We start from the raw sequence: 23,468 nt of genomic DNA, 5'->3' as shown, positions 1-23,468 counted from the left end.
AAGGTGTGCGCCTATTTTACAGACCGCTTCTCTTGAACGCATCCATACGCTTTGGCACCCTAGCCGCGAACTCAATACCTCTATCTAAGAATTCCTCATCTTTGATTTCCGGGATTTTTTCAGCATAAAACTCCCCGCAATCTGTGTTACTTGCTGTGTTAAGGTCCCAAAACTCACCAGACAAAGAAGATATTCCCATAAATGGCTTCTGCTTTGTATCCCGGGCTCTGATAATCCCAACCCGGCTGTTATCTCTACTACTGATGTAATTATTAGATGAATACATTATGAACAAACAATCATGACCTTCCGCAAAATCGATAGAAAACCAAGATGCATTGTGTAGTAATTTATTTTCTTTATTATTATACCAATAATTTTTTGCATGCTGAATTTTCAAGTCGCTAATAGTGAAATGCCCCACTAATAAATCCCACTGTTTTGAACCATCAAAAACTTCACCATTTTTTCGCGCCAACGCATAAATCCAATCACCTTCGGATCTTAAGTGCGTTACGGGATTTGGAGAATGCAACTCAAAGGGCGCAATCTCGGGAATCAAATTACCTACGCTCTGATTTAAGTAAGCATACTTCTTTTTATATTTTTCATGCGCACTTTTTACTACAGATACCCATTCTTTCTCATCAATGAAGTTGCTCCCGAAGACGCGGGCAACAGTATCTATCAAATCAATTTTCGAAGATTTATACGCAATGAGGTTTCGTACATTCTTAGCCCCTAGACCGGTCTCATCCAGGTCCTTTTCAGTCCACGCTACAAAATCATTGCCGTAACCGAGACGCTTACAAAGCTCTACGACTTCGGCGAGATCGTAACGTCGGAATACGTCGGGTATCCTGCATTTTGGATTCGTCATCTTCGGCCCCCAGCTTAGACGCTTCATCCGTAGAGTAAGTCACTCGCCCTAGCACAGCCAATCACTGATCAGAACAGTTGGGCAGAGGAGTGAACGACAGACCCGTGCGGGCCGATTGACGCCGACACCTGCCCCCTACTTCCGCTGACCATTCCGACCGTCCTAAAAGCCGCATCGCGTTTCCCATGCCCGGTTCTCGTTTCCGCAGGCGTTTCTGCGTTTCCGAAGCTTAGGACGCGTTTCCTGTCCGCAGCACTCACAACGAACGAGAATGGCATCAGATCTAGACGCTGTTCACTACCCAGTCGACTGACCACAACACTTGCCAGGCCCTGGCTCTACATCTTGAGAGGAACCACGATGCTGGAGCGGTTTAAGAGACTTAGAATTAAGCTGCAGAGTTTGATGGTACTGGCCTTCTGCCACCGCGCTATCTACTCCGGGCTTTTTGTTTGTCACAGTGCGAGTTGCTTTCTTTCTGACAAGCCGGAGCTTTATGGCCCCATGGCGCTTCTGTATGCGGCCCTGGCAGTTCGGGGATGACTTAGGCTGGGCTTCCTCGGCTCGAGGCCCCAACAGGTTCGGGTAAACTTCCCGATCTTGTTCGCCCGTTAAGCTCTGGGAGCCCCCTCCGTTATGCGGTCAATTCTTGTCTTGGCACTCGCGCAATGATGTCCGTTTCGATTCTCGCAGGAGACAGCCGCCCAGCTAAGGACTCCAGAACAGTTACCCGCGAGACGGCCACACCATGCCAATCGCCATGCCTCAAGCGCATACCAACCCTGAGATTTCTCGATTACTCGCCCGTCGGTAGATCGCTTATCTGTCTTTTCAGCAATGGCGAAAGAGCAAAGGGCTCGATGCCTCTAACCACCGAGGAGGTTGCGATGACGAGTTTCCACTATGTCGGTTTGTCCCACATGGCCGCGATCGGCGTCTTTACGCTGGTTCTCGCCATCGTTGCCTGACGAGCCCGCACCAAAGCCTTACAATCCCCCTCCCTTGAAAACGGGTTCCGGAAACGGAGCCCGTTTTTCATTTCCGGATTCCGGTATCAGCGTCCCTTGAAGTCCGGTTTGCGCTTGTTGAGGAAGGCGTCGAGGCCCTCCCGGCCGTCTTCTGTCTGAGCAAGTTCCGCAATTGTGCGGGTCTCGTCCTCCATTTGCGCTTCGACCGATTGCTGGAAGCTGGAAGCGAGCAATCTCTTCACACCGCCATAGGCACGGGTCGGGCCGACAGCGAATTTCGCGGCAAGCTTGGTGACCTCCTCGGCCAAGTCGTCATCCTCGACCACCCGGGTGACGATCCCCCAGTCCTGCGCTTCCTCGGCGCTGAGCGTCCGGTTGGTCAGCATCAGCTCCTGGGCACGGCGCATGCCGATAACCCGGGGCAGGAAATAACTCGAACTGCCGTCCGGCGAGAGCCCTGCCGCGGTATAGGCCATCTTGAACTGGGCGGATTTCGCCGCCAGCACGATATCCCCGATCAGCGAGAGGCTGAACCCGGCCCCGGCGGCCATGCCCTGGACGGCAACCACGACCGGCGAGTTCAACCGGTGCAGGCGGGAGACCGCGGCATGGAAATAGGCCGTGGTTTCCTTCAGGCAGGCGCCGATCCGGTCGCTCTGGGATTCGAAATACTTGAGGTCCCCCCCAAAACCGAACACGGTCCCGCTCGCATCGAGGATCACGGCGCGCACGTCCGGGTCCTCGCTTGCATTGATCGAGGCTTCCAGAAGCTCGTGCGCGAGCGCCAGGTTGACCGCGTGCCCGGCTTCCGGACGGTTCAGCGTGATCCGGGCGATGCCGTCCACCGCCTCGTAGAGAATTGTCTCGTAGGCCATCGTTTCTCCCCTCCTGCCCCTTAAGCCAGTTCTTTTTCCCTGCCCGCGAGCGGCGCCGTCGCGTCGATCAGCCAGGCGGCGGTTTCCGGATCGAGATCCGGCCCGAGCGTGTCCCGCACCCGCCCATGGTAGGCGTCGAGCCAAGCGATCTCGCCGTCGTCCAGCAAATTGAGATCGATCAGTGCCCGGTCGATCGGCGCAAGCGTCAAGGTCTCGAAGCCGAGCATCGGCCGGTCGGCACCGGCAATCTCGCGTTCCTCGACCACGACAAGATTTTCGATACGAATCCCAAAGGCACCGGCGCGGTAATAGCCGGGCTCGTTGGAAATGATCATGCCCGGCTTCAGCTCCGCCCCGCCGCCGGACTTGGATATCCGCTGCGGCCCCTCATGCACGCCGAGATAGGCGCCGACGCCGTGGCCGGTGCCATGATCGTAGTCGAGGCCGGCCGCCCAAAGATGATGACGCGCCAGCGCGTCGAGCTGGCCGCCGGTCGTCCCCTCCGGGAAAACCGCCTCCGACAGCCCGATCATGCCTTTCAGCACCAGCGTGAAGCAGCGCTGCTCCTCCTCGCCGACGACCCCGGTCGACAATGTCCGGGTGATGTCCGTCGTCCCGTCGAGATATTGCGCTCCGGAATCGACCAGATAGATCTCGCCCGGATTTAAGTCGCGATTGCTCTCCTCGGTGACCCGGTAATGCACGATGGCTCCGTTCGGACCCGCACCGGAAATGGTGTCGAAGCTCGGGCCGCGGAACATCTCGTGCTCGGCGCGGAAACCGTGCAGGCGCTCCACCAGAGTCATCTCGTCGAGCCCACCCTGATGTGCGCGCGCCGCGAACCAGCAGAGGAAGCGGGCATAGGCGAGACCGTCGCGGAAATGCGCGGCGCGCACACCTTCCAGCTCGACCTCGTTCTTCACGGCCTTGGCCAGAATGACCGGGTCCGCTTCCGTATCGAGGTTCCCGCCGGCGGCCCGGATCCGCTCCATCGGCCAGGCGGGCGCGCTCTCCGGATCGATCCGTACGGTTTTCCCGGCGCTCGCAAGAGCATCCAGCGCCTCGCCGAGCTCTTCGCGCGCCCGGACCGTAACCGCGTTGCCGAGATGAGCCCGCACGGAATTGCCGATCTTGCGCGGATCGACGAAAAGCTCGGCCGAGCCGTCCGACGCGAGAATGGCGAAGCAAAGGCAAAGCGGCGTGTTCTGCACATCCTCGCCGCGGACATTAAGCAGCCAGGCGATGGATTCCGCAGAGGTGACCAGCAGTGCATCCACCTTGGCGTCCGCGAGCTTGGAGGCGATTTCCCCCCGTTTCTCCTCCGAGCTCATTCCGGCATAGGCGGCCGGATGCGGTACCATCGGCTCGGCCGGCGGCTCGGGACGATCACTCCAAACGACATCAAGAGGATTTTCGTCGAGAAGCTTCAGTTTGGCGCCAGCCTTCTCGACCGCTTTGCGTATGCGCTCAAGCTGGCGGTCGGTATGAAGCCAGGGATCGACGCCGAAAGTGGCTCCGGACTCCAGCTCCTCACCTACCCAGTCCGACGGCGCCTTGTCCGCGGTGTTGAAACGCTCATAGAGCGAGCCGTCGACCTGCGTCTCGATCTGCAAGCTGTAGCGACCGTCCGTAAAGACGGCTGCCTTCTCCGCCAGCACGACAGCGGTCCCGGCGGAGCCCGTAAAACTGGTTAGCCAGGCGACGCGTTCCGCCGAGGCGGGTAGATACTCGCTCTGATGCTCGTCTGCCCGCGGCACGATCATGCCGTCGACACCGGCCTCCGCAAGTGCAGACCTAAAAGCCGCCAGTCTCTCCGCGGCGCCGTCCGTTACGGACATCCAAAGCTCCCCATCCGTCATGCGCTGACCATAACAGCCAGATTAGGCAGCGGGAGGAGCCGGAACAAGGGAGCGAAGTTTGACCGACAGGTAAGAAATGTTAATGAGCAATTAATCTGATGCATGGCAAATATCACATACCATGCACAAAACGCATAACTGCGCTGCAAACACATCGCTCCTCTTATGTCAAGGACGGATCTATATCTGCGTCATCAGAATGAACCACCCCCTCTGGGATGCCGAAGATGAACTACTACAAGCTGAGCCACCGCCTTGACGGCCTGCAGGTGCAGGAAGCGGGCCCCTTTGTCGCCAGGGTCGCCGACCCCGACGAGATAGTGATCCGCCGACACAGCCTCTTCACCGCTGAGATGCAGATCCGTCAGGAGTGGAACCGCTACATCGGCGCCCTTCTCGTGAATGGAGCGAAGACCATGTTTAAGACCCTGATCAACCGCCTGCGCACCTCCCGCACCATGGCGGAGCTGAACGCCCTCGACGATCGCATGCTGGCCGATATCGGCCTCTATCGCAGCGACATCGCCCATGTCGCCCGCAAGCTGGCCGAAGGCACGACCGAGCCGGTCGCCGCGAAGACCATCATCGCTCCGATGGCGGCCGTTGCAGAAATTCCGGCGGTTTTCACTGGCGAAGCCGCCAACACCGACGAGCACCGGGAAGCCGCCTAACTCCCCCTCCCCCAAGGAGGCTTTCCAGGCTCGAATGCCGGCGGTTCCGAATATTCCTCCCGTTCGGAACCGCCGCGTCCCCTTAAGTGAAGTACGTTTCTGCCGGTGCGGTCACCAGACCGCGCCGGTTTTCTTTTCCAACAGCAGCGTCATCCAGTCGCCATAGCGCCATTTGCGCACAAGCCGCAGTCCCTGGGCGCGGTGCGCGGAAACGACCGCAGCCGTCTGGTGATGGAGCAATCCCGACAATACCGCCCTGCCGCCGGGCTTCAGGTAGCGTGTCAGGTCAGGCGCCATCCGGCAGAGCGGCCGCGCCAGGATGTTCGACAGGATCAGATCGTAATGCCCTGCCGACACCCTGGATAGGACGGCATAACCGTTTCCGGCCTCCGCACGAACCCGGGCCGCAACGCCGTTGGCGATTGCGTTCTCCCGTGTCGTTGCAACCGAGACCGGGTCGATATCGACCGCCATGATTCCCGCGGCGGGCCAAATCCTGGCCGCCGCCATGCTGAGAATCCCCGACCCGCAGCCCATATCCAGCACCTTGGCCGGACGCATGCCACACGCCAGCCGGCCGATCGCGCGGAGACAGCCTTCCGTCGTGCCGTGCGAACCGGAGCCGAACGCCTGCGCCGCATCTACCTCGATATTGAGCACTGCCCTCGGCGTCTTGCCGCGCAGGTGCGATCCATGCACCAGGAAGCGGCCGAATTGCATGGCCGGAAAGGACTCGCGATTGAGCCGCACCCAGTCCGTATCCGGCAACAATGCGACCTCGATTTCGGGAAGGGCCATTCCCTCGATTGCGGCGGCCACCGAGAGCGCCGCCACGATTTCAGCCCGGTCCGGCTCCACCGTCGAGACGCCTTTAAGTATCCAGATACCCCTGTCTTCTTCCTCGAAGACCGAAATCGCCTCGACAAACGGCTCCAGAACGTCCGAAAGCGGCAGCGCCGCCTCCGCCGTGGTCTCCAGCGAGACCTGCCAAATCGGCTTCATGGCTTACTCACAAAACTTGCGACGAGCTTCTTGCTGCCTGCCTTGTCGAAGGCGATCTGCAGTTTATCCCCGTCGACGCTCGACACGGTTCCCATCCCGAACTTCTGATGGAACACCCGCTCGCCGACTTCGAATCCGGGGGGCGAGGAGCGATCAACGACATAGCCTTTGCCTTCCAGCAAAGGCGGCCCGGCCCGGCTTTCGCCCCGGCGCCTGCCGTAACCCGGCCCCCGGCCGGACTGAGCCGAACCGTAGCCAAAGCCACCGTCGCCCCAGAGATCCGCATCCCCGGACTGCGCTCCGAAACCGCCATAGCGCGAACCCTGGAAACCGGTTTCGCTGGAGAGCTCGATATGCTCGTCCGGCAGTTCCTCGATGAAGCGGGACGGCACCGCGCTCTGCCACATGCCATGGACCCGGCGATTGGCCGCGAAGCTGATATGGACCGCCTTGCGCGCCCGTGTCAGGCCGACATAGGCGAGCCGCCGCTCCTCCTCCAGCCCCGCCGCACCGCTCTCGTCGAGCGCCCGCTGGTTCGGAAACATGCCGTCCTCCCAGCCGGGCAGGAACACATCGTTGAATTCGAGCCCCTTGGCCGCATGCAGGGTCATGATGCTGACCTGCTCCTGGTCCGCGCTCTCGGCGTTTTCCATCACGAGGCTGATATGCTCGAGGAACCCGGCGAGATTCTCGAACTCTTCCATCGCACCGCAAAGCTCTTTCAGGTTCTCAAGCCTGCCCGGTGCTTCCGGCGATTTGTCCCGCTGCCACATCTCGGTATAGCCGGATTCGTCGAGGATGATCCGAGCGAGGTCGCTGTGATCCTCAACCTCGACCAGGGATCGCCAGCGCTCGAAATTCTCGACTACCTCGGCCAGCTTTCGTTTGGCGGCCGGCTTCAGTTCGTCCGTCTCGACGATCCGCGCGGCGGCGCGATAGAGCGATATGCCCTCGTTCCGCGCGAGATAATGCACCGATTGCATCGTGGCATCGCCGATCCCGCGTTTCGGCTTGTTGACGATCCGCTCGAAAGCGAGATCGTCGTCCCGCTGGTTCACCACCCGCAGATATGCCAACGCGTCGCGGGTCTCCATGCGCTCGTAGAAGCGCGCCCCACCGACCACCCGGTAAGGCAGCCCGATGGTCAGGAAGCGCTCTTCGAACTCGCGTGTCTGGAAACCGGCGCGCACAAGCACCGCGATCTCCGAGAGTTTCGCGCCCTTGCGCTGCAGAGACTCGATCTCGTCGCCGACATGACGCGCTTCCGATTCGCCATCCCAGAGCCCGCGAATCTCCAGCTTTTCGCCGTCCGCACCATCGGTCCAGAGCGTCTTTCCGAGCCGTCCCTCATTATGGGCGATCAGGCCGGACGCCGCAGCGAGGATTCGCGAAGTGGAGCGATAGTTCTGCTCCAGCCGGATGATCTGCGCCCCGGGGAAATCCTTCTCGAATTTCAGGATGTTACCGACCTCGGCGCCGCGCCAGCCATAGATCGACTGGTCGTCGTCGCCGACGCAGCAGATGTTCCGGCTCTTCTGCGCGAGCAGCCTGAGCCAGAGATATTGGACGACGTTGGTGTCCTGATATTCATCAACCAGAATGTGGGTAAACTGATCGTGATACTTCGTGAGTACGTCCGGATGGCTCTGAAACAGGTTCACGGTCAGCAGAAGAAGATCTCCGAAATCAACCGCGTTCAGGATCTTGAGCCGCTCCTGGTACTGCCGGTAGATCTCAACCAGGCGTCCGCCGGCAAGATCTCCGGCGTCGCCCCGTCCGACCTTGTCGGGCGTCAGCCCACGGTCTTTCCAACGCTGGATCACTCCCATCATGGCCCGCGCCGGCCACTTCTTGTCGTCAATGTTCTCGGCCTGGAGAATCTGCTTTAACAACCTTTGCTGGTCGTCGGTATCGAGGATGGTGAAGTCCGGCCTGAGGTCGACCAGTTCCGCGTGACGCCTGAGAATCCTTGCCCCGAGAGCGTGAAAGGTCCCGAGCCAGACCTGTTCCGCCATCGGCCCGATGACGGCCGCGACCCGCTCACGCATCTCACGTGCCGCCTTGTTGGTGAAGGTCACCGCGAGCACATTCCAGGGGCGTGCCGTCCCGGTCGAGATCAGATGCGCGAGGCGTGTCGTCAGGACTCGAGTCTTTCCGGTCCCCGCCCCCGCCAGCACCAACAGTGGCCCGTCCAGGGTTCGGACGGCCTCCCCCTGGCGCTCGTTCAACCCGTCGAAATACGGCTGGTTGTCGCCACCGCCGTTGGCGGGTTTTTCGGGTTCACTTTCAAAAAACAGATCTGTCATACAATCCAACGCAGATTCGGAAAGAGCTTGCCAAGCCTCTCGCCCTTTAACAAAGTTTTAGTAAATTCAGATTTACATTCGGCTGAAGGCGGTCGGACCCAGAGGTTTGGAGTTTTTCCGTCGGAGCAGCCCCGGATACATTGTCAAAAGAGCGGTTTGGAATAGCTTTATCACAGACGGTCCGAGCATTGCGTTATTAGAGATACGGATCCGTTGTCGCACCTTTCAAGAGCCGGTCCCAAATGGTCGCGACAAACGGTAGACGGGGTGCCAATCCATCACTTGTCCCCAACGGGTGAATGGAGGCACCCCGTCGTCCTTTTCGGGGTCGACAATCATTATTGCCTGCCGCTGTCCCCATGCTCCTCGTCACGCAGTCGCTCCAATGCCTGGTTGTAGGCGCGCATGACCTCGGTTTCTTCCAGGCGACCGGCCAGGACCGGCAGGTCACGGCTGCGCACAACCGGGAGTATTCCATCCCGAACCGCACCGAACTGATCGATCGCGGGTCCGAGTTCGTCGTTCAGCACCAATACCGGCCGCGACCGGTCGATAGCGTCTTCCAACGAAAAGCTCCGCCCCTCCGGCGATGAGAAAACGTCCTTGCCGAGCGTCGCGAGCGTAACGGTCCCGACAAGCCTGCGCTCTTCGTCTACGGCGAAAACCACGCCTCCGGCGGCGGCGAGCAACGCCGACCGGACAGCATCGACATCCGCATCGGCCCGGACCGTTACAACGTCGTCGCGGACAAGACTGTCCACCCTGATCCCGCTCATGACGGCGACATCATGCCCGCCCCGCACCGAAATGCCGCGGGCGGCCAATTGGTCGTGAAACAGTGATGGTCCATGAAATGTGCGCGTAAGAAGAGAGGCGATCACCACGGCGACCATCACGGCAATGGTCAACCTGTAGTCGCCCGTAAGCTCGACAATGATCAGCATTGTCGAGATCGGCGCCCCGAGCACGGCGCCCGAGACCGCCCCCATGCCGACCAGGGTATAGGCGCCGTGGCCGGATGAGAGATCCGGATTTGGAATCGACGCCACGATCCCGAACGCGCCACCGACCATCGCTCCGATAAAGAGGCTCGGGCTGAATATCCCGCCGCCAAACCCGAAGCCGAGCGAGATCGCAGTTGCGACGATCTTCAGGACAGCGAGTGCGATCAAGGCGGTCAGCGCGTAATTCTCATTCAATGCATTGTCCATCGCCTCGTAGCCGACGCCGAGGATTTCCGGATAAAGCAGGGCGATCGCGCCGACGATCAACCCACCGGCCGTCGGCCGCAGCCAGCGTGGCAGGCGGGTACGCTCGGCGACGGTCTGCGCGACGGTGACCAGCCGCATGAAAGCGATCGCAGCCATGGCCGAGGTGACCCCGAGCAGCGCGAAGGCACCAAACTCGAGGAAGGAGGCAATTTCGTGTGGCGGCACGACAAAGGCCGGAATATCGCCGAAATAGGTCCGCGACACGATGGTTCCGGCGACGGACGCAATCACGATCGGGGCGAATGCCGTCAGCGCGTAATGCCCTATAACCACTTCAAGCGCGAAGAACACGCCCGCGACGGGCGCGTTGAAGGATGCGGCGACCGCTGCCGCCACGCCGCAGCCGAGCAAAGTCCGCGATTGCGACCGGGTCAGGCGGAAGCGCCGGCCGATATAGCTCGCGATGGTCGCGCCAAGGTGGACCGCCGGGCCTTCGCGCCCTACCGATGCGCCGGTGCCGATCGATGCCGCGCTGACAAGCGCCGCACCCAGGCCGGCACGCCCGGAAACGCGCCCCGCGCGTAACGCGTTCGCCTCGATCACGTCGGCCACGCCCTGCGGCCGTCCTCCCGGCATCAGGAAACGGAGATAAAGCCCGACCAGCAGCCCCCCGAAAGCCGGAGCGAGCAGGATATGCCACCAGGCGAGCCCCTCAACGCCGGAGGCCACGTGCTCGTGTTCGAAGCCGAAGAAGGCAGCCTGGACCAGGCCGATCAGCTCGCGGAAGAGAACCGCTGCGAAGGCGGCGGCCACCCCCACGACGACCGCAAGTCCCGATAGGAGCACCTGTTCATTGCCGACCGCTCCAGCGGCCCGCGCCCGCAATTTCGAAAACCGATCCAAGCCTTTTTCTGGAGACATTCCGCTCACCGGCGCCGGATACCGATGACACGTCCGGCCGCCTCGGGCCTTGGAAGTCCTGCTTGGAGATCCATTATTTCAACGATCCGTGCCCCGACTTCCGGGGGAAAAGGCGCAGGACGACGCGTCTTCAAATTCATGTGCATGACCATCAATTCGTTGGTCGCGGCAAGAAAGCCGTCATCGGCATGGTACATGCGATGAAACAGATGGAGCCGCTTTTCGTCATGGTCGAGGAACTGGGTCGTGAACCGGAGTCTGTCGCCGGGAAGGATCTCTCTGTCGTAGGTCACATGGGCCTCAAGCACGAAGACCGAGGCCTCCGCCGCGAACCGGTAAGCCTCCCCGATCCCGAGATGCTCAAGCACCATGTCGCTGGCCTTGTCGAAGGCGACGACGTAGTAGCCAACATTCATATGCCCGTTATAGTCCGCCCAGCCACGTGGCACGGTCAGTTCGCCCGAAGCGAAACACTTATTCGAATCAGCCGGTTCCATAGCCGCGACCATAGCGGCAATTCTGCTTCCCCGCCACGGCACAGAAGGGACGGTCCCCGGTGAGGATCCTGCAATATCTCGGGCGGCGCGCTGCGCTCGTCATGGCGCTCGGCGTCTTTATCGGACTGGCCCTTCCCGATCTTGCCACGGTAGCGAAGCCGCTTCTCGCCCCGACCGTGATCTTCATGCTCACCCTGGCCATGACACGGACGGACGCCTCCTCCCTCGGCCGGACAAGCCGGCGCGTGGGAACCAACCTGATCGCGCTCCTCTGGCTGCTGGTGGTGACGCCCTGCCTGTTCCACTTCGCCCTGACGTGGATGCAGGTGCCGGAAGCGCTCGCCATTCCTCTTCTGATCTGGAGCGGTAGCCCGCCTCTGGTCACCGTGCCGGTAATCGCCTTGATCATCGGGCTGGACGCGGCGGGCGCCCTCTTCCTGATGATCGTGTCCACCTTCACTTTCCCATTTGTCCTGCCCGGATTGCTGTTCTGGCTGACGGGTTTAGACGTGGAACTCGGGGCCGGCGCGCTTACCCTGCGTCTCGGGCTGATGATCGCCGGCTGCGCCCTGGTCGCAACCGTGCTCAGACGCAAGCTCGGACCGTCGTTGCTGAGGGAAAAATCGGCCCTGATCGACGGTATCGCCGTCTTGCTGATGCTGGTCTTCGCGGTTTCGGTAATGGATGGAGTGCGCGCCTGGCTGGAGAAGGATCCGATCACCGTGCTGCTTTATACCGGCGCCGCGTTCGCCGCCAGCCTCGCACTGCAGCTCACCGGAGGCCTGATCTTCTTCTGGACCGACAGAGAGAACCGCCTCGCCATTGCGCTCTGCTCGGGGAACCGCAATATGGCACTCTTCATGGCGGCCGCCGGGTCGGCACTTGGTTCCGAAGCTTTCCTTTTCTTCGCTGTCGCCCAGTTCCCTATTTATATCCTGCCGGTCTTGCTGAAGCCGGTTTACCGATTCCTTTCCGAAAAGAGACTCTCACCACAGACAAATCAGGAAAAAAAATGACTCATTGCCGCCGAGCTTTAACGGATTGGCATACTTTCTGAATTAGGGTCCGCGTTGACGATTTGATACCCGCCTCTCGACTGCGAAAAGGAGAACGCGTTTGCGTTCCGCGATCACAAGAGCGAAGCGCCGCGGCCGGCTAGGACTCTGGCAAAGGCGGCTGACGATCATCGCACTCACCTCGATCGCGGTGATGGCCAGCTACTTCTTTACCTTGGGCAAGGCTCCGAATTACCAGCATCTGGTCGCCGGGACGATCGCGGTCTTCGGGCTCTGCGGTCTGATCGCCGACTGGGTGGTCTCGCGGGATATCGCACGCGGCGGCGGCGTGCAGGCCATGCGCTCGGGCGGCACGCTGAGCACAGGCCCCGCTGCCATGGCGGGCCGGCTTTGGGCCCAGGGAGAAGGGTTCCGGCTGAACGGGCTGTTTTCAGAGGCACGGGAAAACGTCCAGGAGGCGCTCGGCCTCTTCAAGGAAGCAAAGGACAGCGACGGCGTGGTCGAGTGCCTGATAAGCCTCGGCAAACTGGACCGCGCACGCGGTCAGCACGATGACGCCTCCAAACGCTACGAATCCGCCTATAATGCCGCGAGCGACGCGAAGAGCGGCGTGGGTATGGCCAATGCCTTGCTGCAGCAAGGCTATCTGCTGATCGAACGCAAGAGCTTCGACGGCGCCAGAGAAGCCTTTTCGGAGGCCGCGCGTCTCTACTCAGACGACAATGTCCGTTTCGGCGAAGGTAACGCGGCTCTCGGTCTCGCCGAGGCCGCAATGCAGCTCACAAAATCGGACGAGGCCGCCGGGGCTTTCGACCACGCCCATTTCCTGTTCAGCCAGGTCGGCGACCGCAGCGGCGAGGCACACGCCCTTTATTGCCGGGCGGAGATCGACCGGCAGACCCGACGGACCGCAGAGGCCCAGAACCGGTTGGAACGGGCGCTGACTCTTTACCGGCGGACCGGCGACTTTATCGGCGAAGGCATGACCCGGCTGGCCATGACCGACGTGCTCCGGCGCCTGGAGCGCGGTCCCAACGCGCAGGCCTCCGCGCTGGATGCCGCGGATCGGTTCCGCGACGCGGCCCGACGGGTCGGAAATAGCGCGCTGACGGCGGGTCGCGGGGATATCAGGCGCGCGCCGATCAGGTTCGAATTCGCCCGCGCTCAAGGGATGGTCGCCCGCACCATGCTGGCCGAGTCCAATGACGACAGCCTTGAGGCCCGGCTGGTTATCGGCCTCGGCGAGATGGAACGGATGGCAGGTCGGCTGGAAGATTCGCGCCAGAACTTCGAACGGGCCATCCAGCTTTCCAAAGGCGGAGACAAGCTGCCGATCCTGGCAGACGCACTGAAAGGCAAGGGCCGGGTCGAAATGCAGAAGGGCAACACGCGCGGCGCCCGGGAAGTGATGAAGGAGGCGCAGAATCATTACCGCAATGCCGGCGGCACGCGAGACGCCGCGCAGACGCTCATGGATATGGGCCAGATCGATGTCCTGATGGAAATGCCGGACCGCGCTCGGGTCACGTTTGCCCAGGCGCGCACGATGTATCGCGGCCTGAACGAAATGGCCCTCGAAGGCGCCGCCCTCAGGGCGATCGGAGATCTCGAATCGCAACTTGGCCGCCTCTCGCAGGCGCAACAGGCATATGCCGAAGCCCGCGGCCTCTTCCGTCAGGCGGCGGACCATATCAGCGAGGCCGATTCGCTGCTCATGATCGGCCTGCTCTCCATAAATATCGACAATGCCGCCGCGGCCGCCTTCGCGATTCAGGCCGGACGGCTTTACAAGGCCGTCGGCGCGATCGAATGGAATCGCCGCGCTTTCGCCCTGGCGCGGCGGATCAAGTAGCGGGCGGTGCCATGCTGAAGGGAAACGCGATATTTTTGCAACAACACGTTGTTAACAAATCACGCGTAATTTGAGGGGTACTGGCTTTGCATAAACCTCTGTGGTACCAGCTAATATCCACGGTCAGCCGAAGAGGGGCTGGCTGTTTGGGTTCTGCACAGTCGGTTGCCGGCTTAAAGAATCAGGAGCGGGCGTTCTCGGGGCGCACAGGTAACGGGTTGGTAAGATGACACTTTTGTCTCGGATGCATCGCGCAGCCGGCGTTTTTCTCGTGCTGTTTTTGCTCGCGGGTTGCGCGTCCTCTCCGGAGGATGCGACGGAAGGACCGCAGGTCTACGACCCGATCGAGCCCGTGAACCGTGTGGTTTTCGCAATGAACGATGCGGTCGACACGATCGTTCTTCAGCCGACCGCTTTCGTTTACAAGAACGCCGTGCCGGATCCGATTCAGGACATGGTGCGGAATTTCCTGCTCTGGTTGCGGTCGCCGGTCGTCGTGGCGAACAGTTTGCTCCAGGGCGATACGGAGAATGCAGGCAGCGCGACGCGCCAGTTTTTCGTGAATGCGGTGACAGCGGGCCTGATCGATTGGGGTGACGGTCTCGGCTGGGGTTACCGGGACGAGGACTTCGGACAGACGCTCGGCTCCTACGGTGTCGCCGGTGGTCCGTATCTGGTCGTGCCTTTGATTGGTCCGTCCAACGGACGGGACATCGTGGGCACGGTCGTCGACATCTTCTTCGATCCGTTGACCTACCTCGTCAGCGGACCGGGCGCGCGGAACGCGATCACCATCGCGCGCGGCACCGGAGAAGCGGTCGATTTCCGGGCCCGGAATTACGAAGGCATCAACGATCTCAAGGCCTCGTCGGTCGACTATTACGCACGTCTGCGGTCCATCTATCTGCAGCGTCGCGAATCCGAGATCCGCAACGGTCAACCGCCGAAAGGCGTGCAGTCCGCGGACGGCAGCGAGGAATTCCAGAATTTCGAGCCGTCGGATCGCCCGCAATCCGTGACCGGCGAACTTCCGGCGAACGCGAACTGATCCGAGGCTATCACGATGACGCTAATGCATCGCGCGTTCTTCGGTTTCCTGCTCTGCTTCGCTCTGGTGGCGGCGCCGGCTTTCGCCGGCAGCAAAGGTGAGACGGCGGAACAATTCGTCGAATCCCTCGGCGACACCGCGATCGCCATGGTGACCGACAAGTCTCTCGTCGGCGAAGCCAGACGTGAGGAATTCCGCAAACTGCTCAACGCCAATTTCGACATGCGCTGGATCGGCCAGTTCGTGCTCGGAAAGCACTGGCGCCGCGCCAGCCCCGAACAGCGGGAAACCTACCTGAAGCTCTTCGAAGAAAGCATCGTGTTCACTTATACGAACCAGTTCGATGCCTATTCCGGCCAGACATTCGAGGTCACCGGAAACTCGGAAACAGGACGCTACACCGTCGTCAGCAGCAGGATCGTCGATCCCGCCAATTCCTCCAGCAACGTTCTGGTTGACTGGCGCCTGATCGAGGATGACGGAACCTTCAAGATTGTCGACGTTGTGATCGAAGGCATAAGCATGGGGATCACCCAGCGTAACGAGTATTCCGCGGTCATCGACGGCAGCGGCGGGAAGATCGACTCGCTGCTGGTCAAGATGGAAGAAATCCTGGAGAACCTGCGCCGCCGCGCGTGACGGTCCAGGACAGCGCCAAAACGGAAACGCCGGCTCGAGAGCCGGCGTTTTGCATTTCAGGGTCCGATGATCCGATCAGGTACGGGCGATCGGCTTGTACTTGATCCGGTGCGGCTCTAGCGCGTCGGCGCCCAGCCGGGCCTTCTTGTCTTCCTCATAAGCTTGGAAGTTCCCTTCGAACCATTCGACATGACTGTCGCCTTCGAAGGCGAGAATGTGGGTCGCGATACGATCCAGGAACCAGCGATCGTGGGTAATCACCACGGCGCAGCCGGCGAACTCGAGCAGTGCCTCTTCCAGTGCGCGGAGCGTGTCCACATCGAGATCGTTGGTCGGCTCGTCAAGCAGCAGCAGGTTGGCGCCGGATTTCAGCATCTTGGCGAGGTGCACGCGGTTGCGCTCACCGCCGGAGAGCTGACCGACCTTCTTCTGCTGATCGGCGCCGCGGAAATTGAACTGGCCGCAATAGGCCCGGCTCTGCATCTTGCGGCGCCCGAGATCGATCTCATCGAGCCCGTCGGAGATTTCCTCCCAGACGGTCTTCTTCGCATCCAGCGAGTCGCGGGACTGGTCGATATAACCGAGCACAACCGTATCGCCGACGACGAAACTGCCGCTATCCGGCTGCTCCTGCCCCGTGATCATACGGAACAGCGTCGTCTTACCGGCGCCGTTCGGGCCGATCACGCCGACGATGCCGCCCGGAGGCAGCTTGAAGGAGAGATCGTCGATCAGCAGACGGTCGCCGAAGCCCTTGTTCAGATGCTCGGCCTCGATCACCTGACCTCCAAGACGCGGACCGGCCGGAATGACGATCTGCGCGGCATCGCTGGCCTTCTCCTGGCTCTGGGCGAGCAGTTCCTCATAGGCGTTGAGACGCGCCTTGCTCTTGGCCTGGCGGGCGCGCGGCGACTGCCGGACCCATTCCAGTTCCTGCTTGAGGGTGCGCTGGCGCGAATCCTCGGCACGGCCCTCTTGTTCCAGACGCTTCTGCTTCTGCTCGAGCCAGCCGGTATAGTTGCCTTCGTAGGGAATGCCGCGGCCGCGGTCGAGTTCGAGGATCCACCCCGCCACCTCGTCGAGGAAGTAGCGATCGTGGGTCACGGTCACCACCGTGCCCGGGAAATCGTGCAGGAAGCGCTGCAGCCAGGCGACGGACTCGGCGTCGAGGTGGTTGGTCGGCTCATCGAGCAACAGCATGTCCGGCGCGGAGAGCAGCAGTTTGCAGAGCGCCACGCGGCGGCGCTCGCCACCCGACAGCTTGGTAACATCCGCATCTCCCGGCGGCAGCCGCAACGCGTCCATGGCGATCTCGACCTTGCGGTCCAGGTCCCACGCGTCGGCAGCGTCGATCTTTTCCTGCAGCTCGGCCTGCTCGGCGAGGAGATCGTTCATCTCGTCGTCGGTCATCTCCTCGGCGAAACGGGCGCTGACCTCGTTGAAGCGGTCCAGCAGCTCTTTCGTCTCGCCCATGCCTTCCATGACGTTGCCATGCACGTCCTTGTCGGCATTGAGCTGCGGTTCCTGGGCGAGATAGCCGACCTTGACGCCGTCCGCCGCCCAGGCCTCTCCCTGGTACTCCTCGTCCACCCCGGCCATGATCCGGAGCAGGGTCGACTTACCGGCGCCGTTGCCGCCGAGGACGCCGATCTTGGCGCCCGGCAGAAAGGAGAGGTGAATATTCTTCAGGACCTCGCGCCCGCCGGGATAGGTCTTGCTCAGACCTTTCATCACGTAGATGTACTGATACGCTGCCAAGGGGCCGCTCCCATCGAGAATTTAGAATTGCGGCCTGAGTTTTAGACAAGTGCGGGCTCGGCGGCAACTAGCCGCTGACAGCGCCCTGGACCATCGGCTGCAACAGATCCACGACAGCCAGATGGTTCCGCAGGGCGCGGCGGGTCCGGCGGTCCAGCAAGGAAGGATCGATCTTCGAGGACGGCGCTATACCGTCCTCCAGATCGGCCAGTTGCTGGCGCAATATAGCATCCATCACCGCTTCGAGAGCCTCCGAGGCGGCGGCGGCGTCGCCGGGAGAGAGAACGCCCTTCTCCCGCAGCTGATTCAGGCGCCCGATTGTGGAGACCGCCTCGACACCGTGCCGCAGAGCCAGCACCCGCGCGGCGGCGACGAGCGGGAGGGTCCCGCCAATCTTCAGATCGACCCGTCCGTCCTTCAGCTGGAAGCCGCTCAGCAGCCCGAAGGCGTCCCAGGCGAGCGGCGGCCGGAACCCGCCGATATGCTGCACGAGATTGCCGAGGAACACCGTCTGTCGCGAAACCGCCTCGACCGCGTCGTGCCGGAGCGCCGCCGCAAGCGCCGCATCGCCGAGCACAGGCGCGAAATCGAAGAAGATATCCACATTCATGATGCTCTCGCCGCGCCCGCTGCGCACCCATCCGGCCACCCGTTCGCGCCAGTCGGCAGGCGTTCCGCGCCAGAGCGAATTGGATGCCATCACACCGCCATTGCAATAAGGCACGCCCGCCTCGTTCAGAATATCGGCGAGCCGCTTTCCCCATTCGGCGAACCAGGCATCCTCCTCGCCGCTGCCGTCGAAAATCACCGCATTATCCTGATCCGGCGAAAGCAGACTCTCCCCTCGTCCGCCGCTACCGAGCACCAGGAGGGCGTATGGCGCGGGGGCCTTGCCTAGCCCGTCCCGCTCCATCGAGGCTTCCGCCAAGAGACCGGCCCGCTCTGTCGAGTCCCGCATGGCCGCACTGATCGCGCCGGCGACGGTTGTCGCCCGTGTGGCATCGTGCAGCAACGCACGCACCAATGCCGGCAACCGCGTCCGGGCGGCAGCGATCGCCGCTGCGTCCGGCGCGGACTCGATCGCGTCCCCAAGCGCGAAGGCGGCGGTGTTCCGGGTCTTCAGAATGGTCCGGAGCGACACCACGCCGATAATCCGGCCTTCCGCGTCGGTGACGGCGAGATGACGGATGCCGAGGCGTTCCATCCGCCCCATGGCCTTGTAGATCAGCGTGTCGGCCGGAAGAGCCTGGACCGGCGACGACATCACTTCTGAAACCGGAATTCCCGGGGACTTTCCGGCCGCGACAAGGCGCATGATATCCCGCTCTGTCAGGATACCTTCATGGCAACCGCCGGAGCCACGGACGAGGATCGAGCCGACATCGCGCGCCGACATTGCCGCCGCCGCTTCGGCAAGACTTGCTTCGGGGCCGATATCCAGCGGCTCCCAGGCGACAACATCGCTCAACCGGTTGCGGTAGGGGTAACTGTCGAATCTGGTCCTCTCGTCCATCGCGATGCTCCTAATCCCGCCCCCAGGGGCGCGGCGCCGCAATCTCGGTGGCCCTTCCATAGTCGGCGATCCCCCGGCTTTCGAGTTCCGGCACCATGGCGTTGAACAGCTCCGCCGTGACGATTGCATCGCCAAGCGCCGTGTGCCGGCCGAAAACGCTGAGCCCCATGGCTTCGGCCGCACTATCCAGTCCGATCCGTTCGTCCGGCGCGATTTGCTTGAACAGTGCCATCGTATCGAGTGCCGGCACATCGAAGGCCGGGAGACCGTGCCGCTTGGCTTCCGCCGCCAGCACGGCAAGATCGAATCCGATCTGATGGCCGACGATCACACATCCGGCGCAAAAACGATTCAGCTCCTCCCACAGCTCGGGAAGAGGCGGTGCGCCAGCGACAAGCTCATCGCTGATACCGTGCACCTGGAAGGATCGCTCGGGGATCGGAATCCCCGGATTGACAAGGATATCGAGGCTCGCGCCGGTGAAAACGTGGCCGCCCTGCACGCGGACCGCGCCGATAGAGACGATCCGGTCGCGGCTGGCCTCCAGTCCGGTGGTCTCAAGGTCGAGGCTGACGACCGGCAGGCCGGTGAGCGGCGTACCGGTAAGGAACGGCATCGGCATGGGCGCGGCGGCTCCGAGGCTGAGATCCATCGCCGTCTGCTCGGGCAGCACGTCTTCCGCCGGGGCCAGGAACGAGATCACCCCGCCTTCAGCCAGACCGGCGAGCTGAGCCTCGACAGCATTGCCGTCCGTATCAGAGAGCGCGAATTCCACCGGCCGCTTGCTTTCCCTGGCGCGGCGCAGCGCAGCGTCCAACAGCCCGTGATCTACGATGGTGAAGATACTGTGACCCGGCGAGGTGCCGAACTCGCCGAGCCGCCTGCGCGCGGCCGCATTCGACAGCGCGACGAGCCCGGTTCCCGTAAAGACGATCACCGCCGCCGGAATGCCAGCGAGCACACCGGCAATCCACGCGCCTTCCGAACGGTGCCTGTGGCGCCGGATGAAGGCGCGCTCCACCGCCTGGGAAAGGCCCGCGATCTCGCCCGGACCGCCGGTGAACTGGCGCCAGCGTGCCGGCAGCCGGCCCGTAGTGGCGGCCAGATCGAGATCCTCCTTCATCCGGTCGAGGTCGGCGATATGCGCGGCAATGATCCCATAGACCGCATAGGTCAGAAGCGCTGCGGCCCCTGTCCCGACCGCAGGCAGAACGAGCAGCGACCAGTCCGCCGCCTCTGCGAGAAGCACGAACCGCACGGTGAAAATACCGAGCGCCAGCAGCAGAACAACCGGTATCGCCGTCAGCAGAACCGCATGGGTCCGGCGCGTCCGGTACCGCATCACGATGGCGCGCCGGAGCGGCGAGTCGTCCCTGTCGGACCCCGCCGCCAAGGCCCCTACTCCCTGCCCGCTTGAGCAGGGTCGCCGAAAGCTTCCGCAACCGCGCCGGCACGCAGCAAAACCGCCAGTTTCACGCGGACGTCCTTCCATTTGAAGCGGATGGAATTGCGGACGATCTCTTCGTCCAGGATCTTCAGTTCGTCGGCGATCGGCGCCCAGTGGACGAGCGCGTCCTCGCTGAACTCGAACGCCTTCAGCCAATCCATGGGATCGGGCTTGGTAAAGAGCAGATGCGATTCCGCATGTTCAACCGCCTCCGCCCAGCCGGGCACCGTCTCCGCCGGTTCGTCATATTCCGCGAGCGCGAGCCGGACTAGACGGACAGCCAGTCGCGGCTCGTTCTCGGGATCCGTTTCGCCGCAGCAGAGAGCCGCGACATAGCCCGCAAGATCCGTCGCGCAGGCAAGGTAGAGACGCCATTTCGCGATATTAATCGATTGCGCGAAGGCCTCGTCGTCATACAGGGCGGTATAGCGAGTGCCGGCCCGGGTTCGGATATACCCGTAAAGCGTTGTCTGGGCGACAAAAGCAGCCTGAGTACTCACGAACTCCGCGGCCGATTCGACACTATCGACAGGCTCTTCCTTCCAGCGCGTCGAGAACGGCATAAACAGTCGTGCCCTACGCCAAAAATCCGTCAAAACGCGCTGAAACATAACAACTTTCCAAGTTTCATAAGAGTTCCTTGAATTTCAAGGATTTCACAATTCTGTAGCTGATTCGACTAAACCGGCATAGACTAAGAATATTGCGTGGTACACGCGATACATAAAAAACGTCAACAAATGGCGATGGTAAGAAAGGGGGGTTAGTAGAATGGCGCAAGCCGACTCCAATCATGAGGCGCATTGGCAGCGCACCAAGAGCCTCACCATCCTCGTACTGATAATCTGGTTCATTTTCGCCTTCGGCGTGCACTGGTTCGCGCCGCAACTCAACTCGATCTCCATTCTCGGATTCCCGCTCGGCTTCTACATGGCCGGACAGGGATCGCTCTTCGCCTTCGTCGTAATAATTTTCTGGTTCGCGCGCGCCCAGAACAGGATCGACGAGGAATTCGGCGTCGCCGAAGAAGAGAACGAGGACGAGTAGGGGAGATCCGACATGAAGGGTGATTTCATCCAGAATCTGGGGAAGATCTACGGCCTCTATACGGGCGGGTTCCTCCTCTTCATCATCTTGATGGCCATTCTCGAACAAGCCGGGGTCAGCGCTGACACAATCGGCTATCTGTTCGTCGGCTTCACCATCGGCATCTACGCCCTGATCGGCGTGCTGTCGCGCACCATGGCGACGGACCAGTACTATGTCGCCGGCCGGCAGGTACCGGCGCTTTACAACGGCATGGCGACCGCGGCGGACTGGATGTCCGGCGCATCCTTCGTCGCCATGGCGGGCGGCATCTATTTCGGCGGTTACGGCTACATGGCCTTCCTGGTCGGCTGGACCGGCGGCTACGTGCTCGTCGCCTCGCTGATGGCGCCATATCTCCGCAAGTTCGGCTGCTACACGGTGCCCGACTTCATCGGCACCCGCTACGGCGGAAACTTCACGCGCCTCTGCGCGGTGATCGTCCTGGTGGTTGCGTCCTTCACTTACGTGACGGCGCAGATCAACGCCACCGGTACGGTTGCGGCACGGGCGTTGCAGATTCCGTTCGAGGTCGGAGTCTGGTTCGGCCTTGCCGGCATCCTCGTCTGCTCCATGCTCGGTGGCATGCGAGCGGTGACCTGGACCCAGGTGGCGCAGTACATCGTGCTGATCATCGCCTACATCATCCCGGTCGTCTGGATGTCGAACAAGAGCGGCTTCGGCCTGATCCCGCAGCTGGCCTACGGCGATGCGGTCCAGCGGGTGCAGGAACTCGAAGCCCTGCATCAGGTGGGTGTGCTGAAACCGACGGAGGCCTTTGCCGGGCTGAAGGCACTGACGGTGCCGATCAATGCGCCGGGCGAGACTTTCATCGAGAAATGGAAGTTCGCCACCCTGGTGCTCTGCATGATGTGCGGCACGGCCTCCCTACCACACGTCCTCATGCGCTACTTCACGACGCCGTCCGTGCGTGCTGCGCGGATTTCGGTAGGCTGGTCGATCCTCTTCATCTTCCTGCTCTACTTCACGGCGCCGGCGCTTGCGACCTTTACCAAGCTTTCGCTGCTCGACCCGAACCTGGCAACAGGGATCATCGGCAAATCCATTGCCGACGTGAACGCGCTCGAATGGGTCCAGAAGTGGACGGCGGTGAACTTCCTGGCGGTCTCCGACTCCAACGGGGACGGGATCCTGCAGATCAACGAGTTCTTCATGCGGACCGGCATCGTCGTGCTGGCCACGCCTGAGATCGCCGGTCTGCCCTACGTGATCTCCGGTCTCGTCGCGGCAGGCGGTATGGCCGCAGCCATGTCGACGGCGGACGGGCTCCTGCTCGCCATCGCCAACGCGCTCAGCCACGATCTGTACTACAAGATCATCGACCCGAATGCGGAGACCAAGACCCGGCTCATAGCAGCCCGGATCCTGCTTCTCGCGGTCGGTGCGGCAGGGGCGTTCGTGGCCAGCCTGAAGCTGACCTCGATCCTCGGGGCGGTGGCCTGGGCCTTCGACTTCGCCTGCTCCGGCCTGTTCTTCCCGCTGGTGCTCGGCATCTGGTGGAAACGGGCAAACCGTCAGGGCGCAATCGCCGGCATGATAGGCGGGTTCCTCTCCGGAACCGCCTATCTCTACTACGTCCACTTTGCCGGCGGGGAGCCGTGGATGGGCATCGACCATCTGCGGTTCGGGATGATCGGCATGCCGGTCAGCCTGGTCTGCATGATCGTGGTCAGCCTGATGACGGAAGAGCCGGACGAGGAAACCCAGCGCATGGTCGACGCGGTACGCACGCCGCGCGGCGAAACGGTCCTCGCGAGCTCGCACTGAGCGAAACACCAATCATCCGGGACGGCGTCGAACCCGTCCCGGACAGGCTTGAACAGAAATCCGGGAGGGGCCAAGATTCCTCCCGGATTTTTCATGCTCAATCAAAAAGATAAACTCCGGGAGCAACGCCT

General features: G+C 61.8%; 18 protein-coding genes. 7 read left to right on the top strand and 11 right to left on the bottom strand.

Features of this window, described 5'->3' with window-relative positions:
- Window positions 1–16 precede the first annotated feature (16 nt).
- The 3 genes from NUH88_RS16945 to NUH88_RS16935 all read right to left on the bottom strand — a co-directional run bounded on the left by NUH88_RS16945 (window position 17) and on the right by NUH88_RS16935 (window position 4,561).
- Window positions 17–880 (bottom strand): hypothetical protein, encoded by an 864-nt coding sequence (locus NUH88_RS16945; protein ID WP_257767581.1) that lies wholly within the window; start codon window positions 878–880, stop codon window positions 17–19.
- A gap of 1,054 nt (window positions 881–1,934) precedes the next feature.
- Window positions 1,935–2,723 carry an enoyl-CoA hydratase/isomerase family protein gene (locus tag NUH88_RS16940; RefSeq protein ID WP_257767580.1) on the bottom strand — a complete coding sequence of 263 codons (789 nt, stop codon included), beginning with the start codon at window positions 2,721–2,723 and terminating at the stop codon, window positions 1,935–1,937.
- A 20-nt stretch (window positions 2,724–2,743) separates the two neighbouring features.
- Window positions 2,744–4,561 (bottom strand): aminopeptidase P family protein, encoded by a 1,818-nt coding sequence (locus NUH88_RS16935; RefSeq protein ID WP_257767579.1) that lies wholly within the window; start codon window positions 4,559–4,561, stop codon window positions 2,744–2,746.
- Between the two features lie 248 nt (window positions 4,562–4,809).
- Here NUH88_RS16935 and NUH88_RS16930 point away from each other — a divergent pair, with 248 nt between their 5' ends.
- A complete protein-coding gene (locus NUH88_RS16930) occupies window positions 4,810–5,253 on the top strand; it encodes a DUF1127 domain-containing protein (RefSeq protein WP_257767578.1) in 444 nt (147 codons plus the stop codon).
- Window positions 5,254–5,364: 111 nt separating this feature from the next.
- On the opposite strand, the gene NUH88_RS16925 is transcribed toward NUH88_RS16930, so the two are convergent.
- The 4 genes from NUH88_RS16925 to NUH88_RS16910 all read right to left on the bottom strand — a co-directional run bounded on the left by NUH88_RS16925 (window position 5,365) and on the right by NUH88_RS16910 (window position 11,190).
- A complete protein-coding gene (locus NUH88_RS16925; RefSeq protein ID WP_257767577.1) occupies window positions 5,365–6,255 on the bottom strand; it encodes a 50S ribosomal protein L11 methyltransferase in 891 nt (296 codons plus the stop codon).
- The gene (locus tag NUH88_RS16920; RefSeq protein WP_257767576.1) at window positions 6,252–8,561 is read right to left on the bottom strand and encodes an ATP-dependent helicase; all 2,310 of its coding nucleotides are present in this window, start codon (window positions 8,559–8,561) and stop codon (window positions 6,252–6,254) included. The genes NUH88_RS16925 and NUH88_RS16920 overlap by 4 nt, the downstream gene beginning before the upstream one ends.
- 338 nt (window positions 8,562–8,899) lie before the next feature.
- Window positions 8,900–10,675: a chloride channel protein gene (locus tag NUH88_RS16915; RefSeq protein WP_257767575.1), complete on the bottom strand. Its 1,776-nt coding sequence runs from the start codon at window positions 10,673–10,675 to the stop codon at window positions 8,900–8,902.
- Between the two features lie 23 nt (window positions 10,676–10,698).
- Window positions 10,699–11,190 carry a thioesterase family protein gene (locus NUH88_RS16910; RefSeq protein WP_257767574.1) on the bottom strand — a complete coding sequence of 164 codons (492 nt, stop codon included), beginning with the start codon at window positions 11,188–11,190 and terminating at the stop codon, window positions 10,699–10,701.
- A gap of 59 nt (window positions 11,191–11,249) precedes the next feature.
- On the opposite strand from NUH88_RS16910, the gene NUH88_RS16905 reads away from it, so the two are divergent.
- From NUH88_RS16905 to NUH88_RS16890, 4 genes are all read left to right on the top strand, one after another.
- Window positions 11,250–12,206, top strand: coding sequence for a hypothetical protein (locus NUH88_RS16905; RefSeq protein ID WP_257767573.1), 957 nt, complete (start codon window positions 11,250–11,252; stop codon window positions 12,204–12,206).
- Window positions 12,207–12,306: 100 nt separating this feature from the next.
- Window positions 12,307–14,058 (top strand): tetratricopeptide repeat protein, encoded by a 1,752-nt coding sequence (locus NUH88_RS16900; protein WP_257767572.1) that lies wholly within the window; start codon window positions 12,307–12,309, stop codon window positions 14,056–14,058.
- A gap of 226 nt (window positions 14,059–14,284) precedes the next feature.
- Window positions 14,285–15,106 carry an MlaA family lipoprotein gene (locus tag NUH88_RS16895; protein WP_257767571.1) on the top strand — a complete coding sequence of 274 codons (822 nt, stop codon included), beginning with the start codon at window positions 14,285–14,287 and terminating at the stop codon, window positions 15,104–15,106.
- 15 nt (window positions 15,107–15,121) lie between these two features.
- The gene (locus tag NUH88_RS16890) at window positions 15,122–15,745 is read left to right on the top strand and encodes an MlaC/ttg2D family ABC transporter substrate-binding protein (RefSeq protein ID WP_257767570.1); all 624 of its coding nucleotides are present in this window, start codon (window positions 15,122–15,124) and stop codon (window positions 15,743–15,745) included.
- Window positions 15,746–15,820: 75 nt separating this feature from the next.
- Here the strand turns inward: NUH88_RS16890 and ettA are convergent, their stop codons facing one another.
- The 4 genes from ettA to NUH88_RS16870 all read right to left on the bottom strand — a co-directional run bounded on the left by ettA (window position 15,821) and on the right by NUH88_RS16870 (window position 21,026).
- Window positions 15,821–17,503 carry an energy-dependent translational throttle protein EttA gene (gene ettA, locus NUH88_RS16885; protein ID WP_257767569.1) on the bottom strand — a complete coding sequence of 561 codons (1,683 nt, stop codon included), beginning with the start codon at window positions 17,501–17,503 and terminating at the stop codon, window positions 15,821–15,823.
- 67 nt (window positions 17,504–17,570) lie between these two features.
- On the bottom strand, window positions 17,571–19,016 hold the full coding sequence (locus NUH88_RS16880) for a DUF294 nucleotidyltransferase-like domain-containing protein (protein WP_257767568.1): 1,446 nt from the start codon (window positions 19,014–19,016) through the stop codon (window positions 17,571–17,573).
- Between the two features lie 10 nt (window positions 19,017–19,026).
- On the bottom strand, window positions 19,027–20,409 hold the full coding sequence (locus tag NUH88_RS16875; protein ID WP_257767567.1) for a 3'-5' exonuclease: 1,383 nt from the start codon (window positions 20,407–20,409) through the stop codon (window positions 19,027–19,029).
- A gap of 5 nt (window positions 20,410–20,414) precedes the next feature.
- Window positions 20,415–21,026, bottom strand: a complete 612-nt coding sequence (locus NUH88_RS16870) for a hypothetical protein (RefSeq protein ID WP_257767566.1) — start codon at window positions 21,024–21,026, stop codon at window positions 20,415–20,417.
- A 208-nt stretch (window positions 21,027–21,234) separates the two neighbouring features.
- On the opposite strand from NUH88_RS16870, the gene NUH88_RS16865 reads away from it, so the two are divergent.
- A complete protein-coding gene (locus tag NUH88_RS16865; RefSeq protein ID WP_257767565.1) occupies window positions 21,235–21,510 on the top strand; it encodes a DUF4212 domain-containing protein in 276 nt (91 codons plus the stop codon).
- A 12-nt stretch (window positions 21,511–21,522) separates the two neighbouring features.
- Window positions 21,523–23,337, top strand: coding sequence for a sodium:solute symporter family protein (locus NUH88_RS16860; protein ID WP_257767564.1), 1,815 nt, complete (start codon window positions 21,523–21,525; stop codon window positions 23,335–23,337).
- Window positions 23,338–23,468 lie beyond the last annotated feature (131 nt).

This window comes from Nisaea acidiphila (genome assembly GCF_024662015.1).
GTDB classification, from domain to species: Bacteria; Pseudomonadota; Alphaproteobacteria; order Thalassobaculales; family Thalassobaculaceae; genus Nisaea; species Nisaea acidiphila.
This window is presented reverse-complemented; position numbering and strand designations above follow the sequence as displayed.